We start from the raw sequence: 26,095 nt of genomic DNA on the forward strand, positions 1-26,095 counted from the left end.
CCCACACCCACCCTGAGCTGCGACTTCTTGCCGATCTAGCCGTGGGGAAAAAATTTCTTCGCCACTGTCTCAAGATCGCCCCCAATGGGGTAGGAAGAACACCCAAGTCAGTGCTTCGGTAAGGATCCAAAGACCCTTGCATCCATTACCTGTGGAAGATTAGATTGAGCACATGACACAGGCCTCCACAGCGCCGAAGGCTGCGCCGAGACGACACGACCGCGAGATCCTCGCCTTGGCAGTCCCCGCGTTCGGAGCCCTCGTCGCCGAACCCCTCTTCCTGATGGCCGACAGCGCCATCGTGGGACACCTCGGCACACCTCAGCTGGCCGGTCTGGGCGTCGCCGCCGCCCTGCTCACCACCGCCGTGAGCGTCTTCGTCTTCCTCGCCTACGCCACCACCGCGGCGGTCGCCCGCCGGGTGGGCGCGGGGGATCTCCCGGCGGCGATCCGTCAGGGCATGGACGGCATCTGGCTCGCGCTGCTGCTGGGCGCCGCCGTCGTCGCCGTCGTCCTGCCCGCGGCCCCCTGGCTGGTCTCCCTCCTCGGAGCCTCCGACAACGTGGCCCCGTACGCGATCACCTACCTGCGGATCTCCGCCCTCGGCATTCCCGCGATGCTCATGGTGCTGGCCGCCACCGGTGTCATCCGCGGCCTCCAGGACACCCGCACCCCGCTGTACGTCGCCATCGGCGGGTTCACGCTCAACGGCGTCCTGAACGTCGCTCTCGTCTACGGGGCCGGTTTCGGCATCGCCGGCTCCGCCTGGGGCACGGTCATCGCCCAGTGCGCCATGGCCGCCGCCTACCTGGTCGTGGTGGTGCGGGGAGCCCGTCGGCACGGCGCCTCCCTGCGCCCCGACCCGGCGGGGATCCGGGCCTGCGCGCAGGCAGGTGTACCGCTGCTGGTCCGCACGCTGTCACTGCGTGCGGTCCTGATGATCGCCACCGCCGTGGCCGCGCGGCTCGGAGACGCCGACGTCGCCGCCCACCAGATACTGCTCTCCCTCTGGAGCCTGCTCGCCTTCGCCCTGGACGCCATCGCGATCGCCGGTCAGGCGATCATCGGCCGCTACCTGGGAGCCGGGGACACCGAGGGCGCCAAGGCGGTCTGCCGGCGGATGGTCCAGTGGGGGATCGTCGCGGGCATCGTCCTGGGACTGCTGGTCGCCGTGGCCCGCCCGGTCTTCATCCCCCTGTTCACCGGTGACACGGCGGTCGAGTCCGCCCTGATGCCCGCGCTCCTGGTCGTGGCGCTCTCCCAGCCGGTGTCGGGCATCGTGTTCGTCCTGGACGGAGTCCTGATGGGGGCCGGAGACAGCCGCTACCTGGCCTGGGCCATGCTGCTGACCCTCGCCGTGTTCGCCCCGGCCGCTCTCCTCGTCCCGGCCCTCGGAGGAGGCCTGACGGCCCTCTGGTGGGCCATGGCCCTGATGATGCTGGTCCGCATGGTGACGCTCCAGCTCCGCGCCCGCTCGGGCCGCTGGCTGGTCGCCGGGGCCACTCGCTGAGCCACCGGCCACCGAGTCCATCGGAGTCCACCGACGGACGGTGTTTCACGTGAAACACCAGCACGCACCGCTTCGCTTGTTTCACGTGAAACCGTGAAACACCGCGTTTCACGTGAAACATCGCGCCGCTCGTCCCCCGCCACACCCGGCCACCGGCCACATCGGGCGTCCGGAAACGATGAAGGGCCGCACCCCCAAGGGGGTGCGGCCCTTCATGCGCAGCACTTAGGCGGCGACGACCTCGACGCCCACGTTCGCGAGGACCTCGGTGTGCAGACGCACGGAGACCTGGTACGAACCGAGGGTCTTGATCGGCGAGCCCAGCTCGACGCGGCGCTTGTCGACCTTCGGGCCACCCGAAGCCTCGATCGCCGTGGCGATGTCGGACTGCGTGACGGAACCGAAGAGACGGCCGGCGTCACCCGAGCGGGTGGCCAGACGGACCTTCACGCCTTCGAGCTTGGCCTTGATCTCGTTGGCCTGCTCGATGGTCGCGATCTCGTGGATCTTGCGGGCGCGGCGAATCTGCGCCACGTCCTGCTCGCCACCCTTGGTCCAGCGGATCGCGAAGCGACGCGGGATCAGGTAGTTGCGAGCGTAGCCGTCCTTGACGTCAACGACGTCACCTGCGGCACCGAGGCCATTGACCTCGTGGGTCAGGATGATCTTCATTGTTCGGTCACCCTTTCCTTATCGCGCGGTGGACGTGTAGGGCAGCAGCGCCATCTCACGGCTGTTCTTGACGGCCGTGGCGACGTCACGCTGGTGCTGCGTGCAGTTGCCGGTGACGCGGCGGGCACGGATCTTGCCGCGGTCGGAAATGAACTTCCGCAGCATGTTCGTGTCCTTGTAGTCCACGTACACGGTCTTGTCCTTGCAGAACGCGCAGACCTTCTTCTTAGGCTTGCGCACAGGCGGCTTCGCCATTGTGTCTCTCCTGTGTGATCAAGAAGTGGGGGTTCGAGCTGCCCTAGAAGGGCGGCTCGTCCGAGTAGCCACCGCCGGAGCCGCCGGAGCTTCCGCCCCAACCGCCCCCGCCGCCGCCCTGCTGCGCCTGGCCACCGGCCGGCGCGCTGGACGCCCACGGGTCGTCGGAGGGAGTTCCGCCGCCCTGCGGCGCGCCGCCACTGGGGGCTCCGCCCCAGTTGCCACCGCCGCCACCCTGCTGCTGACCGCCGCCGCCGTATCCACCCTGGCCACCGCGACCGCTGGTCTTGTTGACCTTGGCCGTGGCGCTCTTCAGGCTGGGGCCGACTTCCTCGACGTCCAGCTCGTAGACCGTGCGCTTGACACCCTCACGGTCCTCGTACGACCGCTGCTTCAGCCGGCCCTGCACGATGACGCGCATGCCCCGCTGAAGGGACTCGGCGACGTTCTCCGCCGCCTGACGCCAGACCGAGCAGGTCAGGAACAGGCCTTCGCCGTCCTTCCACTCATTGGTCTGCTTGTCGAAGATGCGGGGAGTGGACGCGACACGGAACTTCGCGACCGCCGCACCCGAGGGGGTGAAGCGCAGCTCGGGGTCGTCGACGAGATTGCCGACGACCGTGATGACGGTCTCGCCTGCCATGGATGAACCTCTCGGCGGGGATTGCTGCTGGGCTGTGCTACTCGGTCCCGATTACCGCTGAACCGAAGTTCAGTGGGTCTCGGGGCGAAGGACCTTGGTCCGGAGAACCGACTCGTTCAGGTTCATCTGTCGGTCAAGCTCCTTGACGACCGCAGGCTCGGCCTGAAGGTCGATGACCGAGTAGATGCCCTCGGGCTTCTTCTTGATCTCGTAAGCGAGACGACGACGGCCCCAGGTGTCGACCTTCTCGACCTTTCCGTTGCCCTCACGGACGACGGAGAGGAAGTTCTCGATCAGCGGGGAGACAGCGCGCTCCTCGAGATCGGGGTCGAGGATGACCATCACTTCGTAGTGACGCATGTGGAACCCACCTCCTTTGGACTCAGCGGCCACGGTCGTTCCGTGGCAGGAGGGTCGTGATGCGTACGCACGGCATCCACAGAGCAGACACCGCGCAGACCGTACAGACTACCTGCTCGACTCCTTCCGGTTGAAATCCGGCGGGAGAGGGCCACACTCTGTAGGCATCGGGTGTGCTCGGTGCTATGCCCCCGGCTCCGCCGGAGGAGGCCCCGCAGCACCGCTCTGCTTCAGCCAGGAGGTGCCTTCCGATGGCACAGGCAACGCGGCCCCAGTCCGCCATCTCGCTCTTCGCGACCGACGGCAAGCCCCATCCGCTGCAGGACACCCTGCTGGCGGCCACCCTGATCCTCGGCGCCGTGGCGTTCGTCACGGGCTTCTTCGACAATCTGCACCTGCTCAGCTCGTGGACCGGGCTGGTCGGGATCCTCACCGGCGCCTACGGACAGTTCATCTCGGTGACGACACGCGAGCGCTTCGCGCTGATCATCGGGCTTGGCGCCTCGGCCATCGGCTTCTACCTCGGCATGGCGCACGGCGGTCTCTTCGGCGGCTGGCTGAGCTGATCGGGTTACCTCCGCCACAAGGGCACCGGCCGCCGGCGGCCGGTGCCCGGCCCGTCCCCCAGAAGGGTGGTGCCCCCGTCGCAGTAGGCTTCGCGCCATAGCCAGCGAAGCCGCCGGAGGAGCACCCCGCATGAGCCTGTCCCTGAGGACCATCAGCCGAGAGCAGCATCTGGGTTTCCTCCAGAGCCTGCCCTCCGCTAGCCACTGCCAGGTCCCGGCGTGGGCCGACGTGAAGAACGAGTGGCGCTCCGAGAACCTCGGTTGGTTCGACGGATCCGGCGAACTCGTCGGTGCCGCACTCGTGTTGTACCGCCAACTGCCCAAGGTGAAGCGGTACCTCGCCTACCTCCCCGAGGGCCCGGTCATCAACTGGTACGCCCCGAATCTGGAGGAGTGGCTCCAGCCGATGCTGAGCCACCTCAAGCAGCAGGGCGCCTTCACCGTGAAGATGGGTCCGCCCGTCGTCATCCGTCGCTGGAACTCGGCGGCCATCAAGGCGGGCATCCAGGACCCCGACGTCAAGCGCCTGCGTGACGTGGAGGCCTCGGTGATCGAGCCCCGCGCCTTCGAGGTGTCCGACAAGCTGCGCCGCATGGGCTGGCAGCAGGCCGAGGACGGCGGCGCCGGATTCGGCGACGTCCAGCCCCGCTACGTCTTCCAGGTACCGCTGGCCAACCGCTCGCTGGACGACGTCCTCAAGGGCTTCAACCAGCTGTGGCGCCGCAACATCAAGAAGGCCGAGAAGGCCGGCGTCGAGGTGGTCCAGGGCGGCTACGACGACCTGCCGACCTGGCAGCACCTGTACGAGATCACGGCCGAGCGCGACAAGTTCCGCCCGCGTCCGCTCAGCTACTTCCAGCGCCAGTGGACGGCCCTCAACTCCGAGGACCCCAACCGGATGCGGCTGTACATCGCGACGCACGAGGGCGAGCCCCTGGCCGCGGCCACGATGATCACCGTCGGCCAGCACGTCTGGTACTCGTACGGGGCGTCCGCCAACCACAAGCGCGAGGTACGGCCCTCGAACGCGATGCAGTGGCGCATGCTCCGCGATTCGTACGCGCTCGGCGCGAGCGTCTATGACCTGCGCGGCATCAGTGACACGCTGGACGAGAACGACCACCTGTTCGGCCTGATCCAGTTCAAGGTCGGCACGGGCGGCGAGGCCGTCGAGTACGTCGGCGAGTGGGACTTCCCGCTCAACAAGGTGCTGCACAAGGCGCTCGACATCTACATGTCCCGCCGCTGACCCGCACTTTCGCCCCACCCCCATACACAGCACCGCTGTACCAAGCGGCTTTCCAGAGAGGCTCCGGACGGGCATGGCGCTCACGCTCTACGTCGACACCGCGCGCTGGCGTGCGCACCAGAAGCAGGTCGCTGACCGGTTCCCCGGGTTGATCCCGGTCTGCAAGGGCAACGGCTACGGCTTCGGCCACGAGCGGCTCTGCGAGGAGGCGACCCGGATGGGCGCCGACATCCTCGCCGTCGGGACGACCTATGAGGCCGCGAACATCAAGGACTGGTTCGGCGGTGACCTGCTCGTCCTCACCCCGTTCCGGCGCGGCGAGGAGCCGGTGCCGCTGCCGGACCGGGTGATCCGCTCGGTGTCCTCCGTGGACGGGGTGCGCGGTCTGGTCGGCGCCCGCGTGGTCATCGAGTGCATGAGCTCGATGCGCCGCCACGGAGTCTCGGAGCAGGACCTGGGACAGCTCCACTCGGCCATCGAGGACGTCCGCCTGGAGGGCTTCGCCCTGCACCTGCCGCTGGACCGCCCCGACGGCTCGGACGCCGTCGAGGAGGTCATCGGCTGGATGGATCGGCTGCGCGCGGCCCGGCTGCCGCTGCACACCATGTTCGTCAGCCACCTCAAGGCCGAGGAGCTGACGCGGCTCCAGCAGCAGTTCCCGCAGACCCGCTTCCGGGCCCGCATCGGCACCCGGCTCTGGCTGGGCGACCACGAGGCGACCGAGTACCGCGGCGCGGTCCTCGACGTCACCCGCGTGGCCAAGGGCGACCGGTTCGGCTACCGGCAGCAGAAGGCCGCGTCCGACGGCTGGTTGGTCGTCGTCGCCGGCGGTACGTCGCACGGAGTGGGCCTGGAGGCCCCCAAGGCCCTGCACGGGGTGATGCCGCGTGCCAAGGGCGTCGCGCGCGCGGGTCTGGCCACCGTGAACCGCAACCTGTCCCCGTTCGTGTGGGCGGGCAAGCAGCGCTGGTTCGCCGAGCCGCCGCACATGCAGGTGTCGATCCTGTTCGTGCCCTCGGACGCGACCGAGCCGAAGGTGGGCGACGAGCTGGTGGCTCACCTTCGGCACACCACCACGCAGTTCGACCGGGTGTTGGACGCCTGATCCGTTCCGGTCAGTGACCGGGGTTCTGACCCCAGTCGACCCGCTGTCCCTCCGAGGGCGTCGCCTTGTGCGGCGCCCTCGCCGCGTCCGACAGCACGAACACGTCCTCGGCCCTGTCCAGGACGCCTCCCGAGGGATCGTCCGATCCGTCGCGGCGCACGACGTCGCGCTCGGGCAGCAGGATGTCCCGTACGACCACGGCGCAGAGGTAGAGCGTCGCCAGCAGGTGGGCGGCGATCGCCACCTGGTAGCCCTCCACGGGCAGGCCCTGGTGCTTGTCCCCGCTGGAGGTGTAGGCGAGGTAGAACCAGATCCCGAGGAAGTAGACGACCTCGCCGGCCTGCCAGATCAGGAAGTCGCGCCAGCGCGGCCGGGCCAGGGCGGCGAGCGGGACGAGCCACAGGACGTACTGCGGCGAGTAGACCTTGTTGGCCAGGATGAAGGCGGCGACGACGAGGAACGCCAGCTGGGCGAAGCGGGGACGTCGGGGGGCCGTCAGGGTGAGGAGCGCGATCCCTCCGCAGAGCAGCAGGGTCAGACCCGTGGCGTAGATGTTGGCGTCCTCCAGGGGGTTCCCGGAGCGCTGGGAGATCAGCAGCCAGACCGAGCCGAAGTCGATGGGCCGCTCCTGGCTGAACGTGTAGAACTTCGTCCACCCGTCCCAAGCGAAGATCATGACGGGCAGGTTCACCACGAGCCAGGCACCGACCGTGCCGAGGAAGGCGCCGGCGAACGCGCGCCATTTCCCGGCACGCAGGCAGAGCACGAAGAGCACCCCGAGCAACAGCACCGGGTAGAGCTTGGCTGCGGTGGCCAGACCGATGAAGACACCGAAGAGCACCGTCCGCCCGCGGGACCACATGAGCATCGCGACGGCGGTCAGGGCGAGGGCGAGCAGATCCCAGTTGATCGTCGCCGTGAGCGCGAAGGCGGGCGCCAGGGCCAGCAGCAGCGCGTCCCACGGCCGGCGGCGGTGGGTGCGGGCGACGCACACGGCGATGATCGCGGCGCAGACCATCAGCATGCCCGCGTTGACCATCCAGTACATCTGTTCGCGGTGCTGCATGGAGCCGCTGCCGGGCGTCAGCCAAGAGGCCACCTGCATGAAGAGCCCGGTCAGCACCGGGTACTCCAGGTACTCCATGTCACCGGTGAGCCGGTCCCAGTAGGGGACGAGACCGTCGGAGAAGCCGCGTACGACGTACAGGTGCGGGATGTCGGAGTAGCAGGCGTGCGTGTACTGCGAGCCGGCCCCCCGGAACCACGCCCAGTCGTAGCAGGGCAGTTTCTGCGCCATGCCCAGCGCGAACATCCCGAGGGCCACGAGGACCACCACCCGTACCGGGGTCAGCCAGTGGCCGCCCAGCCGGGCATGGCGGCCCAGCGGGCCGCCGATGAGCTCGCTGCCGGCCGCGGCGACCTCGTCCTGCTGGGTGGGCAGTACGGGCCGGTCCTCGTGCACCTTCGTCATGCGCTCATCCTGCCGTACCGGGCCGGGCACGGACGAGGGCCGCCGCACGGTGTGCGACGGCCCTCGTCGAGCAGTGGTGGCGGACCGGTCAGCCGCCGACACCGGTGGTGGTGCCCCAGCTGCCGCCGCCCGGACGGCCCGGCCTGCCCGTGGTGGACGGTGACGGGTCTCCGCCTGCCCCGCCGTCGGATGCTCCGCCGGCTCCCGCGCCACCTCCGTTGGCTCCGTTCCCGCCGTTGCCGCCGTTCCCGCCGCCGATCAGGCCACCGATGTCGTTGCCGTTGGTGGTGCCTCCGTCGGGGTCGCCCTCACACACCTGCCAGGGACGGCAGGTCGGCTTGTCGTCGCTCTTGGAGGGGGACGGCGACACCTTGGGCGGGGAAGTCGACGGGGAGGGCGAGGGGGAGGGGGAGGCCGAGGGGGAGGGCGCCGGAGGCGTGGGAGTCGGCGCGCCGGAGGCGTGGGCGATCACGCCGATCTCGTCGGGCTCCGGGAACTGCTTGATCGGCACCCCCTTGAGGGCCGCGCGCATGTACTCGGTCCAGATCACGGTCGGGATGTCACCACCGTGGATGGAGTCGATGCCTCCGACGCCGTTCATGGACTGCAGCGCCTGCCCCTTGGCGTTGGGGTCGCTGCGGAACAGGGTGACGGCCGTGGACAGTTCCGGGGTGTAGCCGACGAACCAGGCCGACTTGTTCTTGTCGGTGGTTCCGGTCTTGCCGGCGGCGGGCCGCTCCAGCTTCTTGGCCTTGATCGCGGTGCCGTTCTGGACGACGTTCTCCAGGACCTTGGTGATGTTGTCCGCGATGGCGTTGTCCATGGCCCGCTGCGGCTTGGGAGCCTCGAAGCCGGGAAGCTCCACGCCGTCCTTCTTCACGCTGGTCACGGAGAACGGCTCGTGATGCGTGCCCGAAGCGGCGAAGGTGGCGTACGAGTCGGCCATCCGGATCGCGCTCGGGGTCGAGGTTCCCAGCGCGAACGAGGCGTTGTCGTTCGGATCCATCGAGTCTTCGAGGATGCCGGTGGACTTGGCCACTTCGCGGACCTTGTCGTGGCCGACGTCGAAGACGAGCTGGGCGAACGGAACGTTGATGGAGCTTTCCATCGCCTTGTTGAGGGTCACGTACCCGTAAGGCGTGGTGCTCTCGTTCTTCTGCTTGAACGGCTCGCCGTTCTTGCCGCGCAGGGGCTTGCCCGCACGGTTGTTGATCACGGTGAGGTCGTCGGCCTTGTACTTGCTGTCGACCGAGATCCCCTCACCGTCGGAGTTCTGGGTCCCGTACTCCATCGCGGCCGCCAGCACGTACGGCTTCCAGGTCGAGCCGACCGGGACGCCCTGGGTGTCGGCGTTGTTGGTGAAGTGCTTCTTGTCCATGCCCGGCCCGCCGTACAGGGCCACGATCGCCCCGGACTTCGGGTCCACCGACGCGGCGCCGAACTGGACGTGGGTGTCGGTGTTGGGCCGGCTCTTCTCGTCGAGGAAGTCCTTGCGGGTCTCGTCGACGGCCTTGGACAGGGCCTCGACCTTCGCCTTGTCGAAGGTGGTGCGGATCTGGTAGCCGCCCAGGGCCATCTTGTCCGCGCTGATGTGCAGCTTCCTCATCATGTACTGCTTGGCCGTCTCGACCAGGTAGCCGGTCTGGCCCGACAATCCGCGCGCCTGCTCCGACTCGACGCGCGCGGGGAACTCCGTGTACTTGGCGCGCTCGGCCTGGTCCATCCGACCCACGACGACCTCGCGGTCGAGCACCCAGGCCCAGCGCTGGCGGGCGCGTTGTTCGTTGAGCTCGGGGGTGGCCGCCGTGCCGAGGCCGCCGTCCGGGTTGTACAGGTTCGGCCCCTTGAGCACGGACGCCAGGAAGGCGCTCTCCGAGGGGGTCAGGTTCTTGCAGTCCTTGCCGAAGTAGGCGCGTGAGGCGGCCTGGATGCCGTAGGCGTCGCGGCCGTAGTAGGCGGTGTTGAGGTAGCCCGCGAGCACCTCGTCCTTCGGCGCGGTGAGACCGAGCCTTATCGAGATGAAGAGCTCGGTCACCTTCCGCTTGAGCGTCTGCTCGGAGTCCAGGAAGTTGTTCTTCACGTACTGCTGCGTGATGGTCGAGCCGCCCTGGGTGGAGCCGCCCTTGGCCATGTTCACCACGGCCCGGGCGATGCCCATCGGGTCGACACCCTTGTCCGTCTCGAAGGACTCGTTCTCCGCGGCGATGACCGCGTTGCGCATCGAGAGCGGGATCTCGTCGATCTGCACGATCTGGCGGTTCATGGAACCACCGGTCGCGACCATCTGACTGCCGTCGGCCCAGTAGAAGACGTTGTTCTGCGCCTGGGCCGCCTTGTTGGCGTCCGGCGTGCTCACCATGGCGATACCGATGCCGGCGCCCGCGATGATCACCGCGAAGAACCCCAGCGTGGTGCCGCTCACGAGCTTCCAGGACGGGACGAACCGTTTCCACCCGTACCTGTCGGACCGGGGGTAGTTGACGAGCCGCCGGTTCGGGGGGTTCGCACCGGTTCCGGATCTGCCCGGCCGGCCGTCACCTCGACCGCGCCCGGCCGAACCTCTCTGGGCGGCTCTTCGGGCCTCGACCCGGCTGCCGGAGGGGGACTGCTCCGCGTACGAAGCACTGGGAGACGCCGCGCGGGCGTCATGCCCCGCCCCGGCGCCGTGGCCAGGGCGCTGCTGCGCGGGCCGGCGGGACGCGGCGCGACCGCCGCCCTGGGCTTGCTGCGGCGGTTTACGGCGATGCTCGCTCATCGAACGACTACTCCTCGGGCAGGCGAGTGGCCTGGCAGCGGCGGTGCATTCCGGTTCCCCCCGGTGTCATGCCGCACAGACTACGCACGGTCAAAACCCAATCAGTGCCGAAGTTCACCCCAAATCAGGCAACTTGCGTACGTCGAATTAGTGATGTGACGCCGGTCACCACGTCACCCCTTGTCGCCGGGGGCCGCCCGTTCTATCGTCTGGATGTATCGAGTCGATACATCAGCTCGACATAAACTCAGGGGCAGAGGAGAGGCAGGCGGATGAGCAGGCGCTCAGGCATCCTCGAATTCGCCGTCCTCGGCCTGCTTCGCGAATCCCCCATGCACGGCTACGAGCTCCGCAAGCGGCTCAACACCTCGCTGGGGGTGTTCAGGGCGTTCAGCTACGGAACCCTGTACCCCTGCCTCAAGACGCTCGTCGCCAACGGCTGGTTGATCGAAGAACCGGGCAACGCCCCGGAAGACGCTCTCGCCGCTTCACTCGCAGGGCGCCGCGCCAAGATCGTCTACCGGTTGACGGCAGCAGGTAAGGAGCACTTCGAAGAGCTCCTCTCCCACACCGGCCCAGACACCTGGGAGGACGAGTCCTTCGCCGCCCGCTTCGCCTTCTTCGGTCAAACCGAACGAGAAGTGCGCATGCGGGTGCTGGAGGGTCGCCGCAGCCGGCTGGAAGAGCGTCTGGAGAAGATGCGCGCCTCGCTCGCCCGTACACGGGAGCGGCTCGACGACTACACGCTTGAGCTGCAGCGCCACGGCATGGAATCCGTGGAGCGCGAAGTGCGCTGGCTGAACGAGCTCATCGAGAGCGAGCGGGCGGGACGGGATCAGAGACGACCCGGTCCGTCCGACGAAACTGCAAAGTGAGGCCTGCATCTCGCAGGCCTCGTCCGAGAACAAACAGGGAGCAACCGGAATGGGTTCGGTTCGCGTAGCCATCGTCGGCGTAGGCAACTGCGCCGCCTCGCTGGTGCAGGGCGTCGAGTACTACAAGGACGCCGACCCGGCGGCCAAGGTCCCCGGTCTGATGCACGTCCAGTTCGGCGACTACCACGTGAGTGACATCGAGTTCGTCGCCGCGTTCGACGTCGACGCGAAGAAGGTCGGCCTCGACCTCTCGGACGCCATCGGCGCCAGCGAGAACAACACCATCAAGATCTGCGACGTCCCGAACGCGGGTGTGACCGTGCAGCGCGGCCACACCCTGGACGGCCTGGGTAAGTACTACCGCCTGACGATCGAGGAGTCCGCCGAGACTCCGGTCGACGTGGTCCAGGTCCTCAAGGACCGCGAGGTCGACGTCCTGATCTGCTACCTGCCCGTCGGCTCCGAGGAGGCGGCGAAGTTCTACGCGCAGTGCGCCATCGACGCCAAGGTCGCCTTCGTCAACGCTCTTCCGGTCTTCATCGCCGGCACCAAGGAGTGGGCGGACAAGTTCACCGAGGCCGGTGTCCCGATCGTCGGCGACGACATCAAGTCGCAGGTCGGCGCCACCATCACGCACCGCGTGATGGCGAAGCTGTTCGAGGACCGCGGTGTCCGTCTTGAGCGCACCATGCAGCTCAACGTCGGCGGCAACATGGACTTCAAGAACATGCTGGAGCGTGACCGCCTCGAGTCGAAGAAGATCTCGAAGACGCAGGCCGTCACCTCGCAGATCCCGGACCGCGACCTGGGCGAGAACAACGTCCACATCGGCCCGTCCGACTACGTCGCCTGGCTCGACGACCGCAAGTGGGCCTACGTCCGCCTCGAAGGCCGCGCCTTCGGCGATGTTCCGCTGAACCTCGAGTACAAGCTCGAAGTGTGGGACTCCCCGAACTCCGCCGGTGTCATCATCGACGCCCTGCGCGCGGCGAAGATCGCCAAGGACCGCGGCGTCGGTGGCCCGATCCTGTCGGCTTCGAGCTACTTCATGAAGTCCCCGCCGGTGCAGTACTTCGACGACGAGGCCTACGCGAACGTCGAGAAGTTCATCAAGGGCGAGGTCGAGCGCTAAACCGCTCACCGCGTCCGCGCGGCGCGAAGCGAAGCACCAAGGTCCTTCCGGACACCTGGTCTTCGGCTGCTCTTCCACCGAGGGTCCCCGGGCAATGTGCCCGGGGACCCTCGGTGTGTGTGACCCTTTCCCTCATGCCCGTCGTACGTGATCTGCGCGTACTCCTGCGCCTGAGGGATTTCCGCAACCTGCTCGCCGTACGGCTGTTCTCCCAGGCCGCCGACGGGGTCTACCAGGTCGCACTCGCCACCTACGTGGTGTTCTCCCCGGAGAAGCAGACCTCGCCCGCGGCCATCGCCTCGGCCATGGCGGTACTGCTGCTGCCCTACTCGGTGATCGGCCCCTTCGCCGGAGTGCTGCTGGACCGTTGGCGGCGACGCCAGGTCTTCCTCTACGGCAACCTGCTGCGGGCCTTCCTCGCCTGTGTCACCGGCGTGCTGATCGTCGCGCACGTCCCCGACTGGCTGTTCTACGCCTCGGCTCTGTCGGTCACCGCCGTCAACCGCTTCGTCCTGGCCGGACTCGCCGCCTCCCTGCCACGGGTCGTCGGCCCCCACCAGTTGGTCACCGCGAACGCCCTCTCGCCCACCGCCGGAACCCTCGCGGCGACCGCCGGGGGCGGCCTGGCCTTCCTCGTACGGCTGCTGGCCGTCGAGTCCAACGCCCTCGTGGTGCTCCTCGGCGCCGCGTTCTATCTCTGTGCCGCACTCGTCTCCCTGCGACTGGCCGTCGATCTCCTCGGCCCGGACCAGCCCCCCGGGCGGGTCCACCCCTCCATCGGCGAGGGGGTGGCCCTCACGGTGCGGGGCATGGCCGAAGGCCTGCGTCACCTCGCCGGCCGCCGGGACGCCCGCCTGGCGCTCACCGCGATGACGATGATGCGCTTCTGCTACGGCGCACTTCTGGTGATGCTGCTCATGCTCTGCCGCTACTCCTGGTCGGACAACGAGTCCGACGGACTGGCCCTCCTGGGGATCGCGATCGGGGTCTCCGGCGCCGGGTTCTTCGCGGCCGCCCTCGTCACGCCCTGGATCGTCGAACGTCTGGGCAACCTCGGCTGGATCACCGTCTGCGCCGGGACGGCGGCGCTGCTCGTCCCGGCACTCGGTCTGTTCTTCGCCGTCGGACCGATGCTCGTCGCGGCCTTCGTCCTGGGACTCGCCACCCAGGGCGCCAAGATCTCCACCGACACCGTCATCCAGTCCCGGGTGGACGACGAGTTCCGCGGTCGGGTCTTCTCCGTCTACGACGTGCTCTTCAACGTCGCCTTCGTCGGCGCGGCCGCCGTGGCCTCGCTCATGCTTCCCGCGGACGGGCAGTCCGTCGCCCTGATCGTCAGCGTGGCCCTGCTCTACGGCCTCACCGCGGCGCTGCTGCGACACCAGGAGCGACGTTTCACGTGAAACATCAGGGGGCGATGGGTCGGGGCGGTCGATGTTTCACGTGAAACATCGACCGCCCCGGACGCCTCAGGCCTGGCCGGCCCACCACTCCTTGAGCGCCGTGACGGCGGCGTCACGCTCCATCGGACCGTTCTCCAGCCGCAGCTCCAACAGGAACGCGTAGGCCTTGCCGATCACCGGGCCGGGCCCGACGCCCAGCACCTGCTGGATCTCGTTGCCGTCCAGGTCGGGCCGGATCGAGTCCAGCTGCTCCTGCTCCTGGAGCTGGGCAATGCGCTCCTCCAGACCGTCGTAGGTACGGGAGAGCGCGTTGGCCTTGCGCTTGTTCCGGGTGGTGCAGTCGGACCGGGTCAGCTTGTGCAGCCGTTCCAGCAGGGGACCGGCGTCGCGTACGTAGCGCCGCACGGCCGAGTCGGTCCACTCCCCGTCCCCGTAGCCGTGGAAGCGCAGGTGCAGCTCCACGAGCCGGGACACGTCCTTGATCATGTCGTTCGAGTACTTCAGCGCGGTCATGCGCTTCTTGGTCATCTTCGCTCCGACCACCTCGTGGTGGTGGAAGGAGACCCGGCCGTCGCCCTCGAACCGGCGGGTGCGCGGCTTGCCGATGTCGTGCAGCAGGGCGGCCAGACGCAGAACCAGGTCCGGGCCGTCCTCCTCCAGGTCGATCGCCTGCTCCAGCACGATCAGCGAGTGGTCGTAGACGTCCTTGTGACGGTGGTGCTCGTCACTCTCCAGCCGCAGGGCGGGCAGCTCGGGGAGCACCCGGTCCGCCAGCCCGGTGTCCACGAGCAGACCCAGACCCTTGCGGGGGTGTGCGGACAGCAGCAGCTTGTTCAGCTCGCCCTGCACCCGCTCCGCCGAGACGATCTCGATCCGCTCGGACATCTCCTTCATCGCCGCCACGACCTCCGGAGCGACCTCGAAGTCCAGCTGCGCCGCGAACCGGGCCGCACGCAGCATGCGCAGGGGGTCGTCCGAGAAGGAGTCCTGCGGAGTGCCGGGGGTGCGCAGAACGCCCTCCCGGAGGTCCTCCAGGCCGCCGTGCGGGTCCACGAACACCTTCTCGGGCAGCGCGACCGCCATGGCGTTCACCGTGAAGTCCCGGCGGACCAGATCCTCCTCGATCGAGTCGCCGTAGGAGACCTCGGGCTTGCGCGAGGTCCGGTCGTAGGACTCCGAGCGGTAGGTGGTCACCTCGATCTGGAAGCCGAGTTTCTGCGCTCCCACGGTGCCGAAGGCGATGCCCACGTCCCAGACCGAGTCGGCCCACGGCCTGATGATCCTCAGGACGTCCTCGGGGCGGGCGTCAGTGGTGAAATCGAGGTCGTTGCCGAGACGCCCGAGCAGCGCATCGCGAACGGACCCTCCGACCAGGGCGAGGCGGAAGCCGGCCTCCTGGAATCGGCGGCCGAGTTCGTCGGCGACAGGGGCGACCCGCAGCAGTTCACTGACCGCGCGGCTCTGCACCTGACTCAGGGCACTGGGGCTGTCTTCATTGGCGTTCGGCACAACAGAAAAGGGTACGTGGCCCGCCCGCCCCGGGCCGCCGCGTTTTGCGGCCACCCCGCCCCACACCGGCCCGGAGGCGGAGCCGATCATGTGGAGCAAGGCGCGGCACTCGCGCACAGCGGGCCTCGTTACCATGCGTGGACGCACAAAGGACGACCACTGACACTTCGAGGACGGGCGAAACGCGTGGCCGAGGCGGCAGAAATCCAGGGGGCTGTTCCGGCCCCTGCCCGGCGCCGCCGGCTGCGGCGGGCAGTCGTCATGCTCGCCGGGACACCGGTGCTGGCCGCTCTGGTCTATGCCCCCGCCCCGCCGGCCCAGGCGGCCGAGTCCCCCGTGGACGTCCAGCTGAGCGAGGTGGCACCCAGCGCTCCGGTCAAGACCGACACGCTGACCATTTCGGGCACCGTGGTGAACAACGGCAGCGAACCGATCAAGGGCGCACACGTCGGTCTACGGGTCGGTCCCGTCGTCGGTGACCGCTCGGCGATCGACGACGTCGCGGACCGCAGCGGCTTCCGGCCCGGCACCGATCCGGCCGAGATCGATCCCGCCTTCGCCGTGAAGATCGACTCGCTGCCGTCCAAGGTCAGCCGGGAATTCACGATCAAGGTCCCGGTCAACAAGCTGGACCTGGGCAACGACGGCGTGTACCAGCTCGGCGTCTCCGTGTCCGGTGAGACCGCCGGCCGGCCGTACGAGCAGGTTCTCGGCATCCAGCGGACCTTCCTCCCGTGGCAGCCCGAAGCCGCGGCCAAGCGCTCCAACCTCAGCTACGCGTGGCCGTTGATCTCCACCACCCGTGTGACGGCGGAGACCGGCTCCGACGAGACCCAGACCCCGGTCTTCATCGACGACTCCCTCGCGGCCGAGCTGGGACCCGCCGGCCGGCTCGGGCAGATGGTCTCGCTCGGCAAGGACCTCCCCATCACCTGGGTCATCGATCCCGACCTGCTCTACACGGTCGACGCGATGGCCAAGGGTTACCGGATCCGCAACCCCGACCCTGCCGGGAAGCCCCTCCAGGGCAAGAACAAGGCCGTCGCGGAGAAGTGGCTGCGTGATCTCGAAACCGCGGTGCAGGGCAAGAAGGTCGTCGCGCTGCCCTTCGCCGACCCCGACATCGCCTCCCTCGCCCATCACGGCAAGGACGTGTCGGGCACCCTGGGCCAGCTGAGGCCTGCCACCGACAAGGCGAAGCAGGCCGTCGAGACGGTCCTGCACGTCACCCCGTCCACGGACTTCTCCTGGCCCGTGGACGGAGCCATCGACCCCTCGATCGTCAATGTCGCCACCTCGGCCGGTGCGCACAACGTGCTCACCCGCAGCGACAGCCTCCAGGAGAACGGCTCCCTCGGCTACACGCCCTCGGCCGCCCGCCCCATCGGCGCGGGCACCACGGCCGTCGTCGCCGACGCCCAGCTCTCCACGGCCTTCCAGGGCGACATGCTCAGCGCCGGGAACTCCACCCTCGCCGTGCAGCGGTTCCTCGCGCACACCCTGGCCCTCAACCTGCAGAACACCGAGGAGCAGCGCAGCTTCGTCGTCACCCCGCAGCGGATGCCGTCCGTGAGCCAGGTGGGAACGATGGCCGCGGCCCTGCGCGGGCTCCAGAACGGGCGCTGGGCCCAGCCCTCCGACCTGGAGGCCGCGGCGGCCGCCAAGCCCGACCCGGGCGCGGCCACGCAGGTCCCCGGCGCCGGCCAGTACCCGGAGTCGTTGAGCAAGCAGGAACTGCCGGTCTCGGCGTTCGAGAAGATCCGCACCACGCAGAACACCCTCGACCACTTCAAGGTCATCCTCGCGGCGCCGGAACGCGTGGAGATCCCGTTCGGGAACACCACCAACCGGGAGATGTCCACGTCCTGGCGGGGCCGGCCCGAAGAGGCCCGCGTGTACCGGGACCAGGTGCAGGAGTACCTGCTCGGCCTGACCGAGAAGGTCAAGGTCATCCCCAAGTCGGACGCCACCCTGTCCGGACACAGCGCGACCATCCCGGTGAGTGTCCAGAACAGCCTGGTCCAGGACGTCCACAACCTGGTCCTGCGCGTGCGGTCGGCCAACCCGACCCGTCTGATGTTCGACGACAGCGGTGTCGCCGAGCAGGAGGTCACCGTCCAGGCCGACCACAGCCAGACCCTGAAGTTCACCGCCAACGCGACCGCGAGTGGTCCCGTGGAGGTCACCGCGCAGCTCTTCACCAAGCAGGGCGTGCCCTACGGCAAGGAGCGCAAGTTCACGGTCGAGGCGACCGAGGTCACCCCCACCGTCATGCTCGTCATCGCAGGTGGTGTGCTTCTCCTCGTGCTGGCCGGCATCAAGATGTACGCCAGTCGCAAGCGCGTGGCGGCCCGTACCGCGGCCGAGGAGAGCACGCAGCCGAGTGACGAGTCCCCGGACACCGAACCGCAAAGCACCGGCGGGTCCGGCGCGGGTGAGACAGTGGACCGTTGATGCGATGCCGTGGCCGGTCGGGCCTGGGGACGATGAGGTGGGGTTTCGATGAACGCGCCGTACGACGGTGACCGCGCGCAGGGCACTGGTGGGCCGTCGCCCGCGCAGGGCGCTGCTCCGGGTACCCCGGTGCCCGGGCAGGTTCCCCCGCCCGCACCCGCGCCGGATCACGACCCGTATGTCCAGGATGCCTACGACTACGACCCCTACCGGTCGCAGGACCTGTCCGCACAGGACCCGGTCACCGAGGTCATGTACGACCGGGCCTCTCACCCCCCGCCGCCGCCGGGTACCTACCAGGAGGCCGGACCGCTCTACGCGGCCCCGCAGGCGCCCTCCCACGGCCCTGATCCGCGTGTCTGGGCCCAGACCCCGCCGCCCGAGCCGGACGGTCCGTCCCGCCACATGCCGTACGGGGACCACGCCACGACCACCCGGTTCGTCGGTGTCGACTCGCTCGTGACCGAGACCGCGGACGACCAGCCGGCGCCCGACGCCTTCGCGCACCTCTACCGGGACCAGGAAGCCGCCCCGCGGACGGTCACCGAAGAGGCGCCCGTCGCGACCCCGGCACCGACCAAGCCGGCCGGGAAGGCCTCCGGCCTGCTCAAGTCCAGCGCGCTGATGGCCGCCGGCACGATCGTCTCCCGCATCACCGGTTTCCTGCGCACCCTCGTGATCGGCGGCGCCATCGGCGTCGTCACCCTGAACGACACCTACCAGGTCGCCAACACGCTGCCGACGATGATCTACGTCCTCGTCGGCGGCGGTGCGCTGAACGCCGTCTTCATCCCGCAGCTCGTCCGCGCGATGAAGAACGACGAGGACGGCGGGGAGGCGTACGCCAACCGGCTGCTGACCCTGGTCATGGTCCTGCTGGGCGCGGTCACCGTCATCTGCGTGCTCGCCGCCCCGGTGTTCATCACGATGATGTCGCCGACGATCGCCGACAACCCGGACCGGATGGACGTCGCGGTCTCCTTCGCCCACTACTGCCTGCCCACCATGTTCTTCATGGGTGTGCACGTGGTCCTCGGTCAGATCCTCAACGCACGCGGCCGGTTCGGCGCGATGATGTGGACTCCGGTCCTCAACAACGTCGTCGTCATCGCCACGTTCGGCGCCTTCATCTGGGCGTTCGGCGGCTTCACCTCCACCGGCATGAACGAATCCGGCATCACCCCCGAGGGCGTGCGCCTGCTGGGTCTGGGCACCCTGCTCGGCCTCGTGGTCCAGTCCCTCGCGATGATTCCCTACCTGCGCGACGCCGGATTCCGGCCCCGCCTGCGCTTCGACTGGAAGGGCCACGGGCTGGGCAAGGCCGCGGGCCTGGCCAAGTGGACGTTCTTCTTCGTCCTCGCCAACCAGATCGGTCTCGTCGTCGTCACCCAGCTCGCCACCTGGGCGGGCGAGGTCGCCGCCAAGCAGGGCCACGGCGGTACCGGCATCACCGGCTACAACTACGCGCTGCTGCTGTGGCAGATGCCCCAGGCCATCATCACCGTCTCGGTGATGACCGCGGTCCTGCCGCGCATCTCCCGTTCCGCCCACGACGGCGACGCCGCCGCGGTCCGCGACGACATCTCCTACGGTCTGCGGACCTCCGCCGTCGCGATCGTGCCCTGCGCCTTCGCGTTCCTCGCGCTCGGCGTCCCGATGGCCACGCTGCTCTACGCCGGCTCCGGCGCGGACGACGCCCAGAACATCGGCTTCATCCTCATGGCCTTCGGCCTGGGCCTGATCCCGTACTCCGTGCAGTACGTCGTCCTGCGTGGCTTCTACGCCTACGAGGACACCCGGACGCCCTTCTACAACACGGTCATCGTCGCCGCCGTGAACGCGGGTGTCTCGGTCATCGCCTTCCTGGTCCTCCCCGAGCGCTGGGCCGTCGTCGGCATGGCCGCCGCCTACGGCCTCGGCTACGCGGTCGGCGTCGGCGTGGCCTGGCGCCGGCTGCGCACCCGGCTCGGCGGTGACCTCGACGGCGCCCACGTGATGCGTACCTACACCCGTCTCATCGGAGCCTGCGTGCCCGCCGCCGCCGTGGCGGGTGCCGTGGCGTACGGGGTCACCCAGTGGCTGGGCAACGGAGCCGGCGGTTCCCTCGCGGCGCTGGTCACCGGCTTCATCGCCCTGGCCGCAGTCTTCCTCGTCGCCGCGAAGCGGATGCGCGTCGAAGAGCTCAACTCGATGGTCGGAATGGTCCGCGGACGTTTGGGTCGCTGATGCGCACAACCGTCGGGCCCCATCGCGTGTCGTGCATAGCGTCGGACTGTGGGCACAATTGGCATGGCTTCGCAGACTGGCCGACAGCGCGCAACGGATGGGGAGGCAGGGACGACGGTGGCGGAACGTAGCACAGCTGCCGTCGACGTGGCCGACAACGGCGGCGACGAGCCGTCGGCCGCAGAGGCGGCCAAGGCCACGGCCGACGGGGTGGACACGCAGAACGGACGAGCCGCGGACGGTTCCATGCCCGAAACGGATGGCGAACGCATCAACCCGGCCCCGGTGGCCGCACCCGAACTCCACAGCGGCCACAAGCTCGCCAGACGCTACCGACTCGAAGAGTGCGTCACCCGTCTGGACGGATTCAGCAGTTGGCGCGCGATGGACGAGAAGCTCCGCCGCGCCGTGGGCGTCCACCTGCTGCCCGCCGACCACGCCCGGGCGCGGGCCGTCCTGGCCGCCGCCCGTTCCTCCGCCCTGCTCGGTGACCCCCGGTTCGTCCAGGTCCTCGATGCCGTGGAGGAGAACGACCTCGTCTACGTCGTCCACGAGTGGCTGCCCGACGCCACCGAGCTGACCTCGATCCTCGCGCTGGGACCGCTGGAGGCCCACGAGGCCTACCAGCTGGTCAGCCAGGTCTCCCAGGCCATGACCGCCGCGCACCGCGAGGGCCTGGCCCATCTGCGGCTGACGCCCAGCGCGATACTGCGCACCTCCTCGGGCCAGTACCGGATCCGCGGGCTCGCCGTGAACGCCGCCCTGCGCGGCATCACCAGCGACACCCCGCAGCAGGCCGACACCGAGGCCATCGGCGCGCTCCTGTACGCCGCCCTCACCCAGCGCTGGCCCTACGAGAACGACGCGTACGGGCTCGCGGGCCTGCCCAAGGGCGTCGGCCTGATCGCTCCCGACCAGGTACGCGCCGGAGTCCACCGGGGCCTCGGCGAGCTCGCCATGCGGGCCCTTGCCAACGACGGGGCCACGGCCTCCCGCCAGGAGCCCGCCTTCACCACCCCGGAGGAGCTGGCCAAGGCCGTCGCGGCGATGCCCCGCATCCGGCCGCCGGAGCCCGCCTTCACGGCGCCGCCCGAGTACCAGCACACCACCTACCAGCAGGGTAGCTACGGACGGCCCACGCCCACGGGCCTGCCGACCAGCCAGATCCACTCCGTCACGCCCCCGCCGCCCCCGTTGCAGAGCCGCACCGGCCGCGCCCTCAAGTGGAGCGTCGCCGCCCTCCTGATCGTCGCGCTCGGTCTGGGCAGCTGGCAGCTCGCCGACACCCTCCTGGACCGCAACAACAAGGGCGGCAACAACGGGGGCGAGACCAACACACAGACGGACACGACCGACGACAACCCGAAGAAGGCGGAGCCGGCCAAGCCGCTCAAGATCACGCAGGCTCAAGTGATCACCTTCGGCGGGTCCGGGGTGAAGCCCGAGACGGCCGGCAACACCGTCGACGGTGACGCCTCCTCCGCCTGGATCACTCCCCGCTACCGGGACTACCCCAAGTTCGGGAACCTCGAAGAGAACGGCAGCGGCATCGTCGTCGACCTCGGGAGCGTCCAGAACGTCTCCGAGATCGACGTGGACTTCTACGTGGCCGGACAGCGCGCCGAAATGCGGGGCGCGGCGCCGGAGGCTTCCGCACCCGACTCCCTGTCCGCGTTCCCCCAGCGGATCACCAAGCTGGAGAAGGCGAACAAGAAGCTCCAGACCACCTTGGACACCCCGGTTCGAACCCGCTACGTGCTGATCCACATCACGGAACTGCCGGACGACGGAACGGGCGGGTACCGCGGTGGCATCAGCGAGATCAAGGTCCTCGGCCGGCCCTCCTGAGCCCCACCCCCACATGACGAAGCCGCCGCGCCGAAAGGGCCTCTACCCTTCGGCAGCGCGGCTTCCTCATGTGGGCCGCGACCCGCGCACCTCCCCGATCACCCGGTGGCCCTCGTGCTCGACCGACGCAGGCCCTAATCTCCATCCCGGAAGGGAGCGAGGTGTGACGCACGAAGCAACGGCCGACGGCCACAGCGACCAGGAACTCCTGGCCCTGCACGTCGACGGGGACCCCGACGCCTTCGGCGAACTCGTACGCCGGCACCGCGACCGGTTGTGGGCCGTCGCCCTGCGCACCCTCGGCGACCGCGAGGAAGCGGCCGACGCCGTGCAGGACGCCCTGGTCTCCGCCTATCGGGCCGCCCACACCTTCCGGGGTGACTCGGCCGTCACGACCTGGCTGCACCGGATCACCGTGAACGCCTGCCTGGACCGCGCCCGCAAGGCTGCCACCCGCAAGACCTCCCCGCTCGACGACACGGAGCGGCTGGAGCGGCTCCTGGAGCCCCACGAGTCCGCGGAGGCCCCCGCGGAGCGCCAAGACCTCCATCGCGAGCTGCTGGCCGCCCTCAGCACCCTCCCGGCCGATCAGCGGGCCGCGCTGGTCCTCGTCGACATGCAGGGATACCCCGTCGCCGAGGCCGCCCGCCTCCTCGACGTGCCGACGGGCACCGTGAAGAGCCGCTGTGCGCGGGGCCGGGCGAAACTCGTCCCGATGCTCACTCATCTGCGCACGAATGCCGGGGATAACACCGCCACCGAGCGGGGAAGGAACCGGACGCCGGGCACATCCGTCCCACCAGCGGCAGACCCCCGGCATCCAGACCCAGACGCAGTGAAGGGCGGAGGTGGACGTCCGTGAACCCCACAACCGGCACGATCCGGCACCCGGACGTCTCGGAGATCTCCGACCTGACCGAAGGACTGCTCTCGCCGTCACGCACCGCCGAGGTACGCCGGCACCTCGACACGTGTGCCCTGTGCGCCGACGTCCGTGCCTCCCTGGAGGAGATCCGCGCCCTGCTCGGCACGCTTCCCGGCCCCGCCCGGATCCCGTCCGACGTCGCGGGCCGGATCGACGCGGCTCTGGCCGCCGAAGCGCTGCTCGGCTCCACGGCGCACCGCACCGAGCCCGCCCAGGGGCCCGACCACACGCGCGACAACGCGAGCGAGGGCGATGTTTCACGTGAAACAGCGCCCTCCCGGGTCCCCGGATCCGAGGCCCGCCGACCCGGCGGTCACCCGGCCGGCCCAACCGGACCCGGCCGTCGCCGCGCCCGCCGCCGGATCGCGGTCATCGCCGGGCTGGCCGGAGCGGCGGCCTGCGCCCTCGGAATCCTCCTCGTCAACGGACTCGACGGCACGCGCCCCCAGAGCACCGCCGGTCGCAGCGACGCGGCGACCTCGACCGGCCGGTCCGACGAGGGCACCTACACCGCGCAGGGGCTCCAGGACAGCGTCCGGCAACTGCTCGCCTCGGGGAAGCAAGACCCGGGCGTACAGGGGGAGAAGAACAACACGTACGGAATGGAGAACGCTCCTCCTTCCGGGGTGGCGCCCTCCGACCGGCGGGCCGCGCCCGTCCCCCCGTGCGTGCAGGCCGCCACCGGCCGGCCGGACACCCCGATCGCCACCGAACGCGGCACCTACCAGGGCACCGAGGTGTACCTCGTCGTCCTTCCGCACCCCGGTGACCTCACCAGGGCGGACGCCTACCTGGTCGACGCCGGCTGTGGTGACACCGCCGCGGCAGCCCCGGGGAAGCCCCTCCTGAGCAGGACCTACCCGCGGACCTGACACGTTCGGGACGGCATGGGGAAAAGTGGGGAATGCGCGCGCCGTAGGATCCGTTGGGTGGGGTGAAGGTCCGCACCGGCCCCCGGTAGGCAGCACGCAGTCCGCAGAGACGAGGAAAGAACCCGTGAGCGACGTACGAAACGTGATCATCATCGGCTCCGGGCCGGCCGGTTACACGGCCGCCCTGTACACCGCACGCGCTTCGCTCAACCCCTTGGTCTTCGAGGGCGCCGTCACCGCCGGCGGTGCGCTCATGAACACCACCGAGGTCGAGAACTTCCCCGGCTTCCAGGACGGCATCATGGGCCCTGACCTCATGGACAACATGCGCGGTCAGGCCGAGCGCTTCGGCGCCGAGCTGGTCCCCGACGACGTCGTGGCCGTGGACCTCACCGGCGACATCAAGACCGTCACCGACACCGCCGGCACCGTGCACCGCGCCAAGGCCGTCATCGTCACCACCGGTTCCCAGCACCGCAAGCTCGGCCTGCCGAACGAGGACACCCTCTCCGGCCGCGGAGTCTCCTGGTGCGCCACCTGTGACGGGTTCTTCTTCAAGGACCAGGACATCGCCGTCGTCGGCGGCGGCGACACCGCGATGGAGGAGGCGACCTTCCTCTCCCGCTTCGCCAAGAGCGTCACCATCGTCCACCGTCGGGACAGCCTGCGCGCCTCCAAGACCATGCAGGACCGCGCCTTCGCCGACCCGAAGATCAAGTTCGCCTGGGACAGCGAGGTCGCCGAGATCCACGGCGAGCAGAAGCTTTCCGGTCTCACCCTGCGCAACACCAAGACCGGTGAGACCTCCGAGCTGCCCGTGACCGGCCTCTTCATCGCCGTCGGACACGACCCGCGTACCGAGCTGTTCACGGGGCAGTTGGACCTGGACGACGAGGGCTACCTCAAGGTCGCCGCGCCCTCCACGCGCACCAACCTCACCGGTGTCTTCGGCGCCGGCGACGTCGTGGACCACACCTACCGTCAGGCGATCACCGCCGCCGGCACCGGCTGCTCGGCCGCCCTCGACGCGGAGCGCTTCCTCGCCGCGGTCGCGGACGCCGAGAAGGCCCACGCGGCCGTCTGATCCAGCACCACCCCACACCCCGCACACCCCGCAGAAGGAAATAAGGAGGCCGCTGTGGCCGGCACCCTCAAGACCGTGACCGACGCCAGCTTCGATCAGGACGTCCTGGCCAGTGACAAGCCCGTCCTGGTGGACTTCTGGGCCGAATGGTGCGGCCCGTGCCGCCAGATCGCCCCGTCCCTGGAGGCCATCGCGGCCGAATACGGCGACGAGATCGAGATCGTCAAGCTGAACATCGACCAGAACCCGGACACCGCCGCCAAGTACGGCGTCATGTCCATCCCGACCCTGAACGTCTACCAGGGTGGCGAGGTCGTCAAGACCATCGTCGGTGCCAAGCCGAAGGCCGCCATCCTGCGCGATCTCGATGGTTTCGTGACCATCAAGCCCGTCGGCTGATCCACTGCTTGTTTCACGTGAAACGGGGCCGCCCCCTCTAAGGGGCGGCCCCGTTCGCATACCCGGTTCACTTCACATACCCCGTCACAACGGGCGCAGCGCCGGCTCCTTGCGCGCCCGGGCCCCGCCCAACAGCCGGTCCAGCGCCAGCTCCACGTCTTCCTTCCACGACAGCGTCGACCGCAGCTCCAGCCGCAACCTCGGGTGCGCCGGATGCGGCCGTACCGTCTTGAAGCCCACCGACAGCAGATGGTCCGCCGGCAACAGACAGGCCGGGCGTTCCCAGCGTGCGTCCCCGAACGCCTCGATCGCCCGGAAGCCCCGCCGCAGCAGATCCTTCGCGACCGTCTGGACCATGACCCGCCCCAGGCCCTGGCCCTGGTATCCGGGCATGATCCACGCCGTGATCAACTGCACCGCGTCCGGAGACACCGGGCTGGTGGGGAACGAAGCGGCCCGCGGCACGTACGCCGGTGGCGCGTACAGCACGAAGCCCACCGGCACCTCGTCGACGTAGACCACCCGACCGCACGAGCCCCACTCCAGCAGGACGGCGGAGATCCACGCCTCCTTCTCCAGCTCCGGAGTACCCGCCTTGACGGCGGCCTCACCGGTGACCGGATCGAGCTCCCAGAACACGCAGGTGCGGCAACGTCGGGGCAGGTCCTGGAGGTTGTCCAGCGTGAGCGGCAGCAACCGACGACCCATACACGCATCGTATCCGCTATGACAAAAGGGCGGGTCGTACCGGACACCCGGCACGACCCGCCCCTCGGCTCCAC

22 protein-coding genes are annotated in these 26,095 nt (G+C 69.1%); 14 read left to right on the forward strand and 8 right to left on the reverse strand.

The window, feature by feature from the left end; genetic code table 11:
- Nucleotides 1–172: 172 nt before the first annotated feature.
- Nucleotides 173–1,510, forward strand: coding sequence for an MATE family efflux transporter (locus tag OG906_RS17460; RefSeq protein ID WP_329443889.1), 1,338 nt, complete (start codon nt 173–175; stop codon nt 1,508–1,510).
- A 225-nt stretch (nt 1,511–1,735) separates the two neighbouring features.
- Here OG906_RS17460 and rplI read toward each other — a convergent pair whose 3' ends face one another.
- The 4 genes from rplI to rpsF form a co-directional block, all read right to left on the reverse strand.
- On the reverse strand, nt 1,736–2,182 hold the full coding sequence (gene rplI, locus OG906_RS17465) for a 50S ribosomal protein L9 (protein ID WP_053683975.1): 447 nt from the start codon (nt 2,180–2,182) through the stop codon (nt 1,736–1,738).
- A gap of 18 nt (nt 2,183–2,200) precedes the next feature.
- A complete protein-coding gene (gene rpsR / locus OG906_RS17470) occupies nt 2,201–2,437 on the reverse strand; it encodes a 30S ribosomal protein S18 (RefSeq protein WP_003956534.1) in 237 nt (78 codons plus the stop codon).
- A gap of 43 nt (nt 2,438–2,480) precedes the next feature.
- Nucleotides 2,481–3,080 carry a single-stranded DNA-binding protein gene (locus tag OG906_RS17475; protein ID WP_329443893.1) on the reverse strand — a complete coding sequence of 200 codons (600 nt, stop codon included), beginning with the start codon at nt 3,078–3,080 and terminating at the stop codon, nt 2,481–2,483.
- A gap of 69 nt (nt 3,081–3,149) precedes the next feature.
- Complete coding sequence (gene rpsF / locus OG906_RS17480; RefSeq protein ID WP_004950685.1) at nt 3,150–3,440, reverse strand: 30S ribosomal protein S6; 291 nt, start codon at nt 3,438–3,440, stop codon at nt 3,150–3,152.
- 251 nt (nt 3,441–3,691) lie between these two features.
- Here rpsF and OG906_RS17485 point away from each other — a divergent pair, with 251 nt between their 5' ends.
- The 3 genes from OG906_RS17485 to OG906_RS17495 all read left to right on the forward strand — a co-directional run bounded on the left by OG906_RS17485 (nt 3,692) and on the right by OG906_RS17495 (nt 6,360).
- The gene (locus OG906_RS17485; RefSeq protein ID WP_053683972.1) at nt 3,692–4,006 is read left to right on the forward strand and encodes a hypothetical protein; all 315 of its coding nucleotides are present in this window, start codon (nt 3,692–3,694) and stop codon (nt 4,004–4,006) included.
- Nucleotides 4,007–4,136: 130 nt separating this feature from the next.
- Nucleotides 4,137–5,255, forward strand: coding sequence for a lipid II:glycine glycyltransferase FemX (locus tag OG906_RS17490; RefSeq protein WP_053683970.1), 1,119 nt, complete (start codon nt 4,137–4,139; stop codon nt 5,253–5,255).
- Between the two features lie 73 nt (nt 5,256–5,328).
- A complete protein-coding gene (locus OG906_RS17495) occupies nt 5,329–6,360 on the forward strand; it encodes an alanine racemase (RefSeq protein ID WP_267826371.1) in 1,032 nt (343 codons plus the stop codon).
- 10 nt (nt 6,361–6,370) lie between these two features.
- Here OG906_RS17495 and OG906_RS17500 read toward each other — a convergent pair whose 3' ends face one another.
- Together OG906_RS17500 and OG906_RS17505 are read right to left on the reverse strand one after the other, a co-directional pair.
- Nucleotides 6,371–7,831: a glycosyltransferase family 87 protein gene (locus OG906_RS17500; protein ID WP_329443900.1), complete on the reverse strand. Its 1,461-nt coding sequence runs from the start codon at nt 7,829–7,831 to the stop codon at nt 6,371–6,373.
- Nucleotides 7,832–7,919: 88 nt separating this feature from the next.
- Nucleotides 7,920–10,586: a transglycosylase domain-containing protein gene (locus tag OG906_RS17505; protein WP_402302177.1), complete on the reverse strand. Its 2,667-nt coding sequence runs from the start codon at nt 10,584–10,586 to the stop codon at nt 7,920–7,922.
- A 272-nt stretch (nt 10,587–10,858) separates the two neighbouring features.
- Between OG906_RS17505 and OG906_RS17510 the strand changes: the two genes are divergently transcribed.
- From OG906_RS17510 to OG906_RS17520, 3 genes are all read left to right on the forward strand, one after another.
- The gene (locus tag OG906_RS17510) at nt 10,859–11,461 is read left to right on the forward strand and encodes a PadR family transcriptional regulator (RefSeq protein ID WP_136210355.1); all 603 of its coding nucleotides are present in this window, start codon (nt 10,859–10,861) and stop codon (nt 11,459–11,461) included.
- 49 nt (nt 11,462–11,510) lie between these two features.
- Complete coding sequence (locus tag OG906_RS17515) at nt 11,511–12,593, forward strand: inositol-3-phosphate synthase (protein WP_329443905.1); 1,083 nt, start codon at nt 11,511–11,513, stop codon at nt 12,591–12,593.
- Nucleotides 12,594–12,727: 134 nt separating this feature from the next.
- Nucleotides 12,728–13,996, forward strand: coding sequence for an MFS transporter (locus OG906_RS17520; protein ID WP_329443907.1), 1,269 nt, complete (start codon nt 12,728–12,730; stop codon nt 13,994–13,996).
- Between the two features lie 66 nt (nt 13,997–14,062).
- Here OG906_RS17520 and OG906_RS17525 read toward each other — a convergent pair whose 3' ends face one another.
- Nucleotides 14,063–15,505, reverse strand: coding sequence for a CCA tRNA nucleotidyltransferase (locus OG906_RS17525; RefSeq protein ID WP_329443909.1), 1,443 nt, complete (start codon nt 15,503–15,505; stop codon nt 14,063–14,065).
- A 186-nt stretch (nt 15,506–15,691) separates the two neighbouring features.
- Here OG906_RS17525 and OG906_RS17530 point away from each other — a divergent pair, with 186 nt between their 5' ends.
- From OG906_RS17530 to trxA, 7 genes are all read left to right on the forward strand, one after another.
- Nucleotides 15,692–17,959, forward strand: a complete 2,268-nt coding sequence (locus tag OG906_RS17530; protein ID WP_329443910.1) for a DUF6049 family protein — start codon at nt 15,692–15,694, stop codon at nt 17,957–17,959.
- 48 nt (nt 17,960–18,007) lie between these two features.
- Nucleotides 18,008–20,185 carry a murein biosynthesis integral membrane protein MurJ gene (gene murJ, locus OG906_RS17535; protein ID WP_329443912.1) on the forward strand — a complete coding sequence of 726 codons (2,178 nt, stop codon included), beginning with the start codon at nt 18,008–18,010 and terminating at the stop codon, nt 20,183–20,185.
- 117 nt (nt 20,186–20,302) lie between these two features.
- Nucleotides 20,303–22,033, forward strand: coding sequence for a protein kinase family protein (locus OG906_RS17540; RefSeq protein WP_329443914.1), 1,731 nt, complete (start codon nt 20,303–20,305; stop codon nt 22,031–22,033).
- A gap of 163 nt (nt 22,034–22,196) precedes the next feature.
- Entirely contained in the window at nt 22,197–22,895 is a 699-nt protein-coding gene (gene sigM / locus OG906_RS17545) for an RNA polymerase sigma factor SigM (protein ID WP_329443917.1), read from the forward strand.
- Nucleotides 22,892–23,830, forward strand: coding sequence for an anti-sigma factor family protein (locus OG906_RS17550; RefSeq protein WP_329443919.1), 939 nt, complete (start codon nt 22,892–22,894; stop codon nt 23,828–23,830). The genes sigM and OG906_RS17550 overlap by 4 nt, the downstream gene beginning before the upstream one ends.
- Before the next feature lie 124 nt (nt 23,831–23,954).
- Nucleotides 23,955–24,914, forward strand: a complete 960-nt coding sequence (gene trxB / locus OG906_RS17555; protein ID WP_053683943.1) for a thioredoxin-disulfide reductase — start codon at nt 23,955–23,957, stop codon at nt 24,912–24,914.
- Between the two features lie 54 nt (nt 24,915–24,968).
- Entirely contained in the window at nt 24,969–25,313 is a 345-nt protein-coding gene (gene trxA / locus OG906_RS17560; protein WP_053683941.1) for a thioredoxin, read from the forward strand.
- 84 nt (nt 25,314–25,397) lie between these two features.
- Here trxA and OG906_RS17565 read toward each other — a convergent pair whose 3' ends face one another.
- Complete coding sequence (locus OG906_RS17565; RefSeq protein WP_329443923.1) at nt 25,398–26,021, reverse strand: GNAT family N-acetyltransferase; 624 nt, start codon at nt 26,019–26,021, stop codon at nt 25,398–25,400.
- Between the last annotated feature and the right edge of the window lie 74 nt (nt 26,022–26,095).

Origin of the sequence: Streptomyces sp. NBC_01426 (assembly GCF_036231985.1) — a bacterium.
GTDB lineage: Bacteria > Actinomycetota > Actinomycetes > Streptomycetales > Streptomycetaceae > Streptomyces.

Coding starts and splice junctions, on each gene's coding strand:
- OG906_RS17460 (WP_329443889.1), top strand. CDS start 173: ATGACACAGGCCTCCACAGCGCCGAAGGCTGCGCCGAGACGACACGAC.
- rplI (WP_053683975.1), bottom strand. CDS start 2,182: ATGAAGATCATCCTGACCCACGAGGTCAATGGCCTCGGTGCCGCAGGT.
- rpsR (WP_003956534.1), bottom strand. CDS start 2,437: ATGGCGAAGCCGCCTGTGCGCAAGCCTAAGAAGAAGGTCTGCGCGTTC.
- OG906_RS17475 (WP_329443893.1), bottom strand. CDS start 3,080: ATGGCAGGCGAGACCGTCATCACGGTCGTCGGCAATCTCGTCGACGAC.
- rpsF (WP_004950685.1), bottom strand. CDS start 3,440: ATGCGTCACTACGAAGTGATGGTCATCCTCGACCCCGATCTCGAGGAG.
- OG906_RS17485 (WP_053683972.1), top strand. CDS start 3,692: ATGGCACAGGCAACGCGGCCCCAGTCCGCCATCTCGCTCTTCGCGACC.
- OG906_RS17490 (WP_053683970.1), top strand. CDS start 4,137: ATGAGCCTGTCCCTGAGGACCATCAGCCGAGAGCAGCATCTGGGTTTC.
- OG906_RS17495 (WP_267826371.1), top strand. CDS start 5,329: ATGGCGCTCACGCTCTACGTCGACACCGCGCGCTGGCGTGCGCACCAG.
- OG906_RS17500 (WP_329443900.1), bottom strand. CDS start 7,831: ATGACGAAGGTGCACGAGGACCGGCCCGTACTGCCCACCCAGCAGGAC.
- OG906_RS17505 (WP_402302177.1), bottom strand. CDS start 10,586: ATGAGCGAGCATCGCCGTAAACCGCCGCAGCAAGCCCAGGGCGGCGGT.
- OG906_RS17510 (WP_136210355.1), top strand. CDS start 10,859: ATGAGCAGGCGCTCAGGCATCCTCGAATTCGCCGTCCTCGGCCTGCTT.
- OG906_RS17515 (WP_329443905.1), top strand. CDS start 11,511: ATGGGTTCGGTTCGCGTAGCCATCGTCGGCGTAGGCAACTGCGCCGCC.
- OG906_RS17520 (WP_329443907.1), top strand. CDS start 12,728: ATGCCCGTCGTACGTGATCTGCGCGTACTCCTGCGCCTGAGGGATTTC.
- murJ (WP_329443912.1), top strand. CDS start 18,008: ATGAACGCGCCGTACGACGGTGACCGCGCGCAGGGCACTGGTGGGCCG.
- OG906_RS17565 (WP_329443923.1), bottom strand. CDS start 26,021: ATGGGTCGTCGGTTGCTGCCGCTCACGCTGGACAACCTCCAGGACCTG.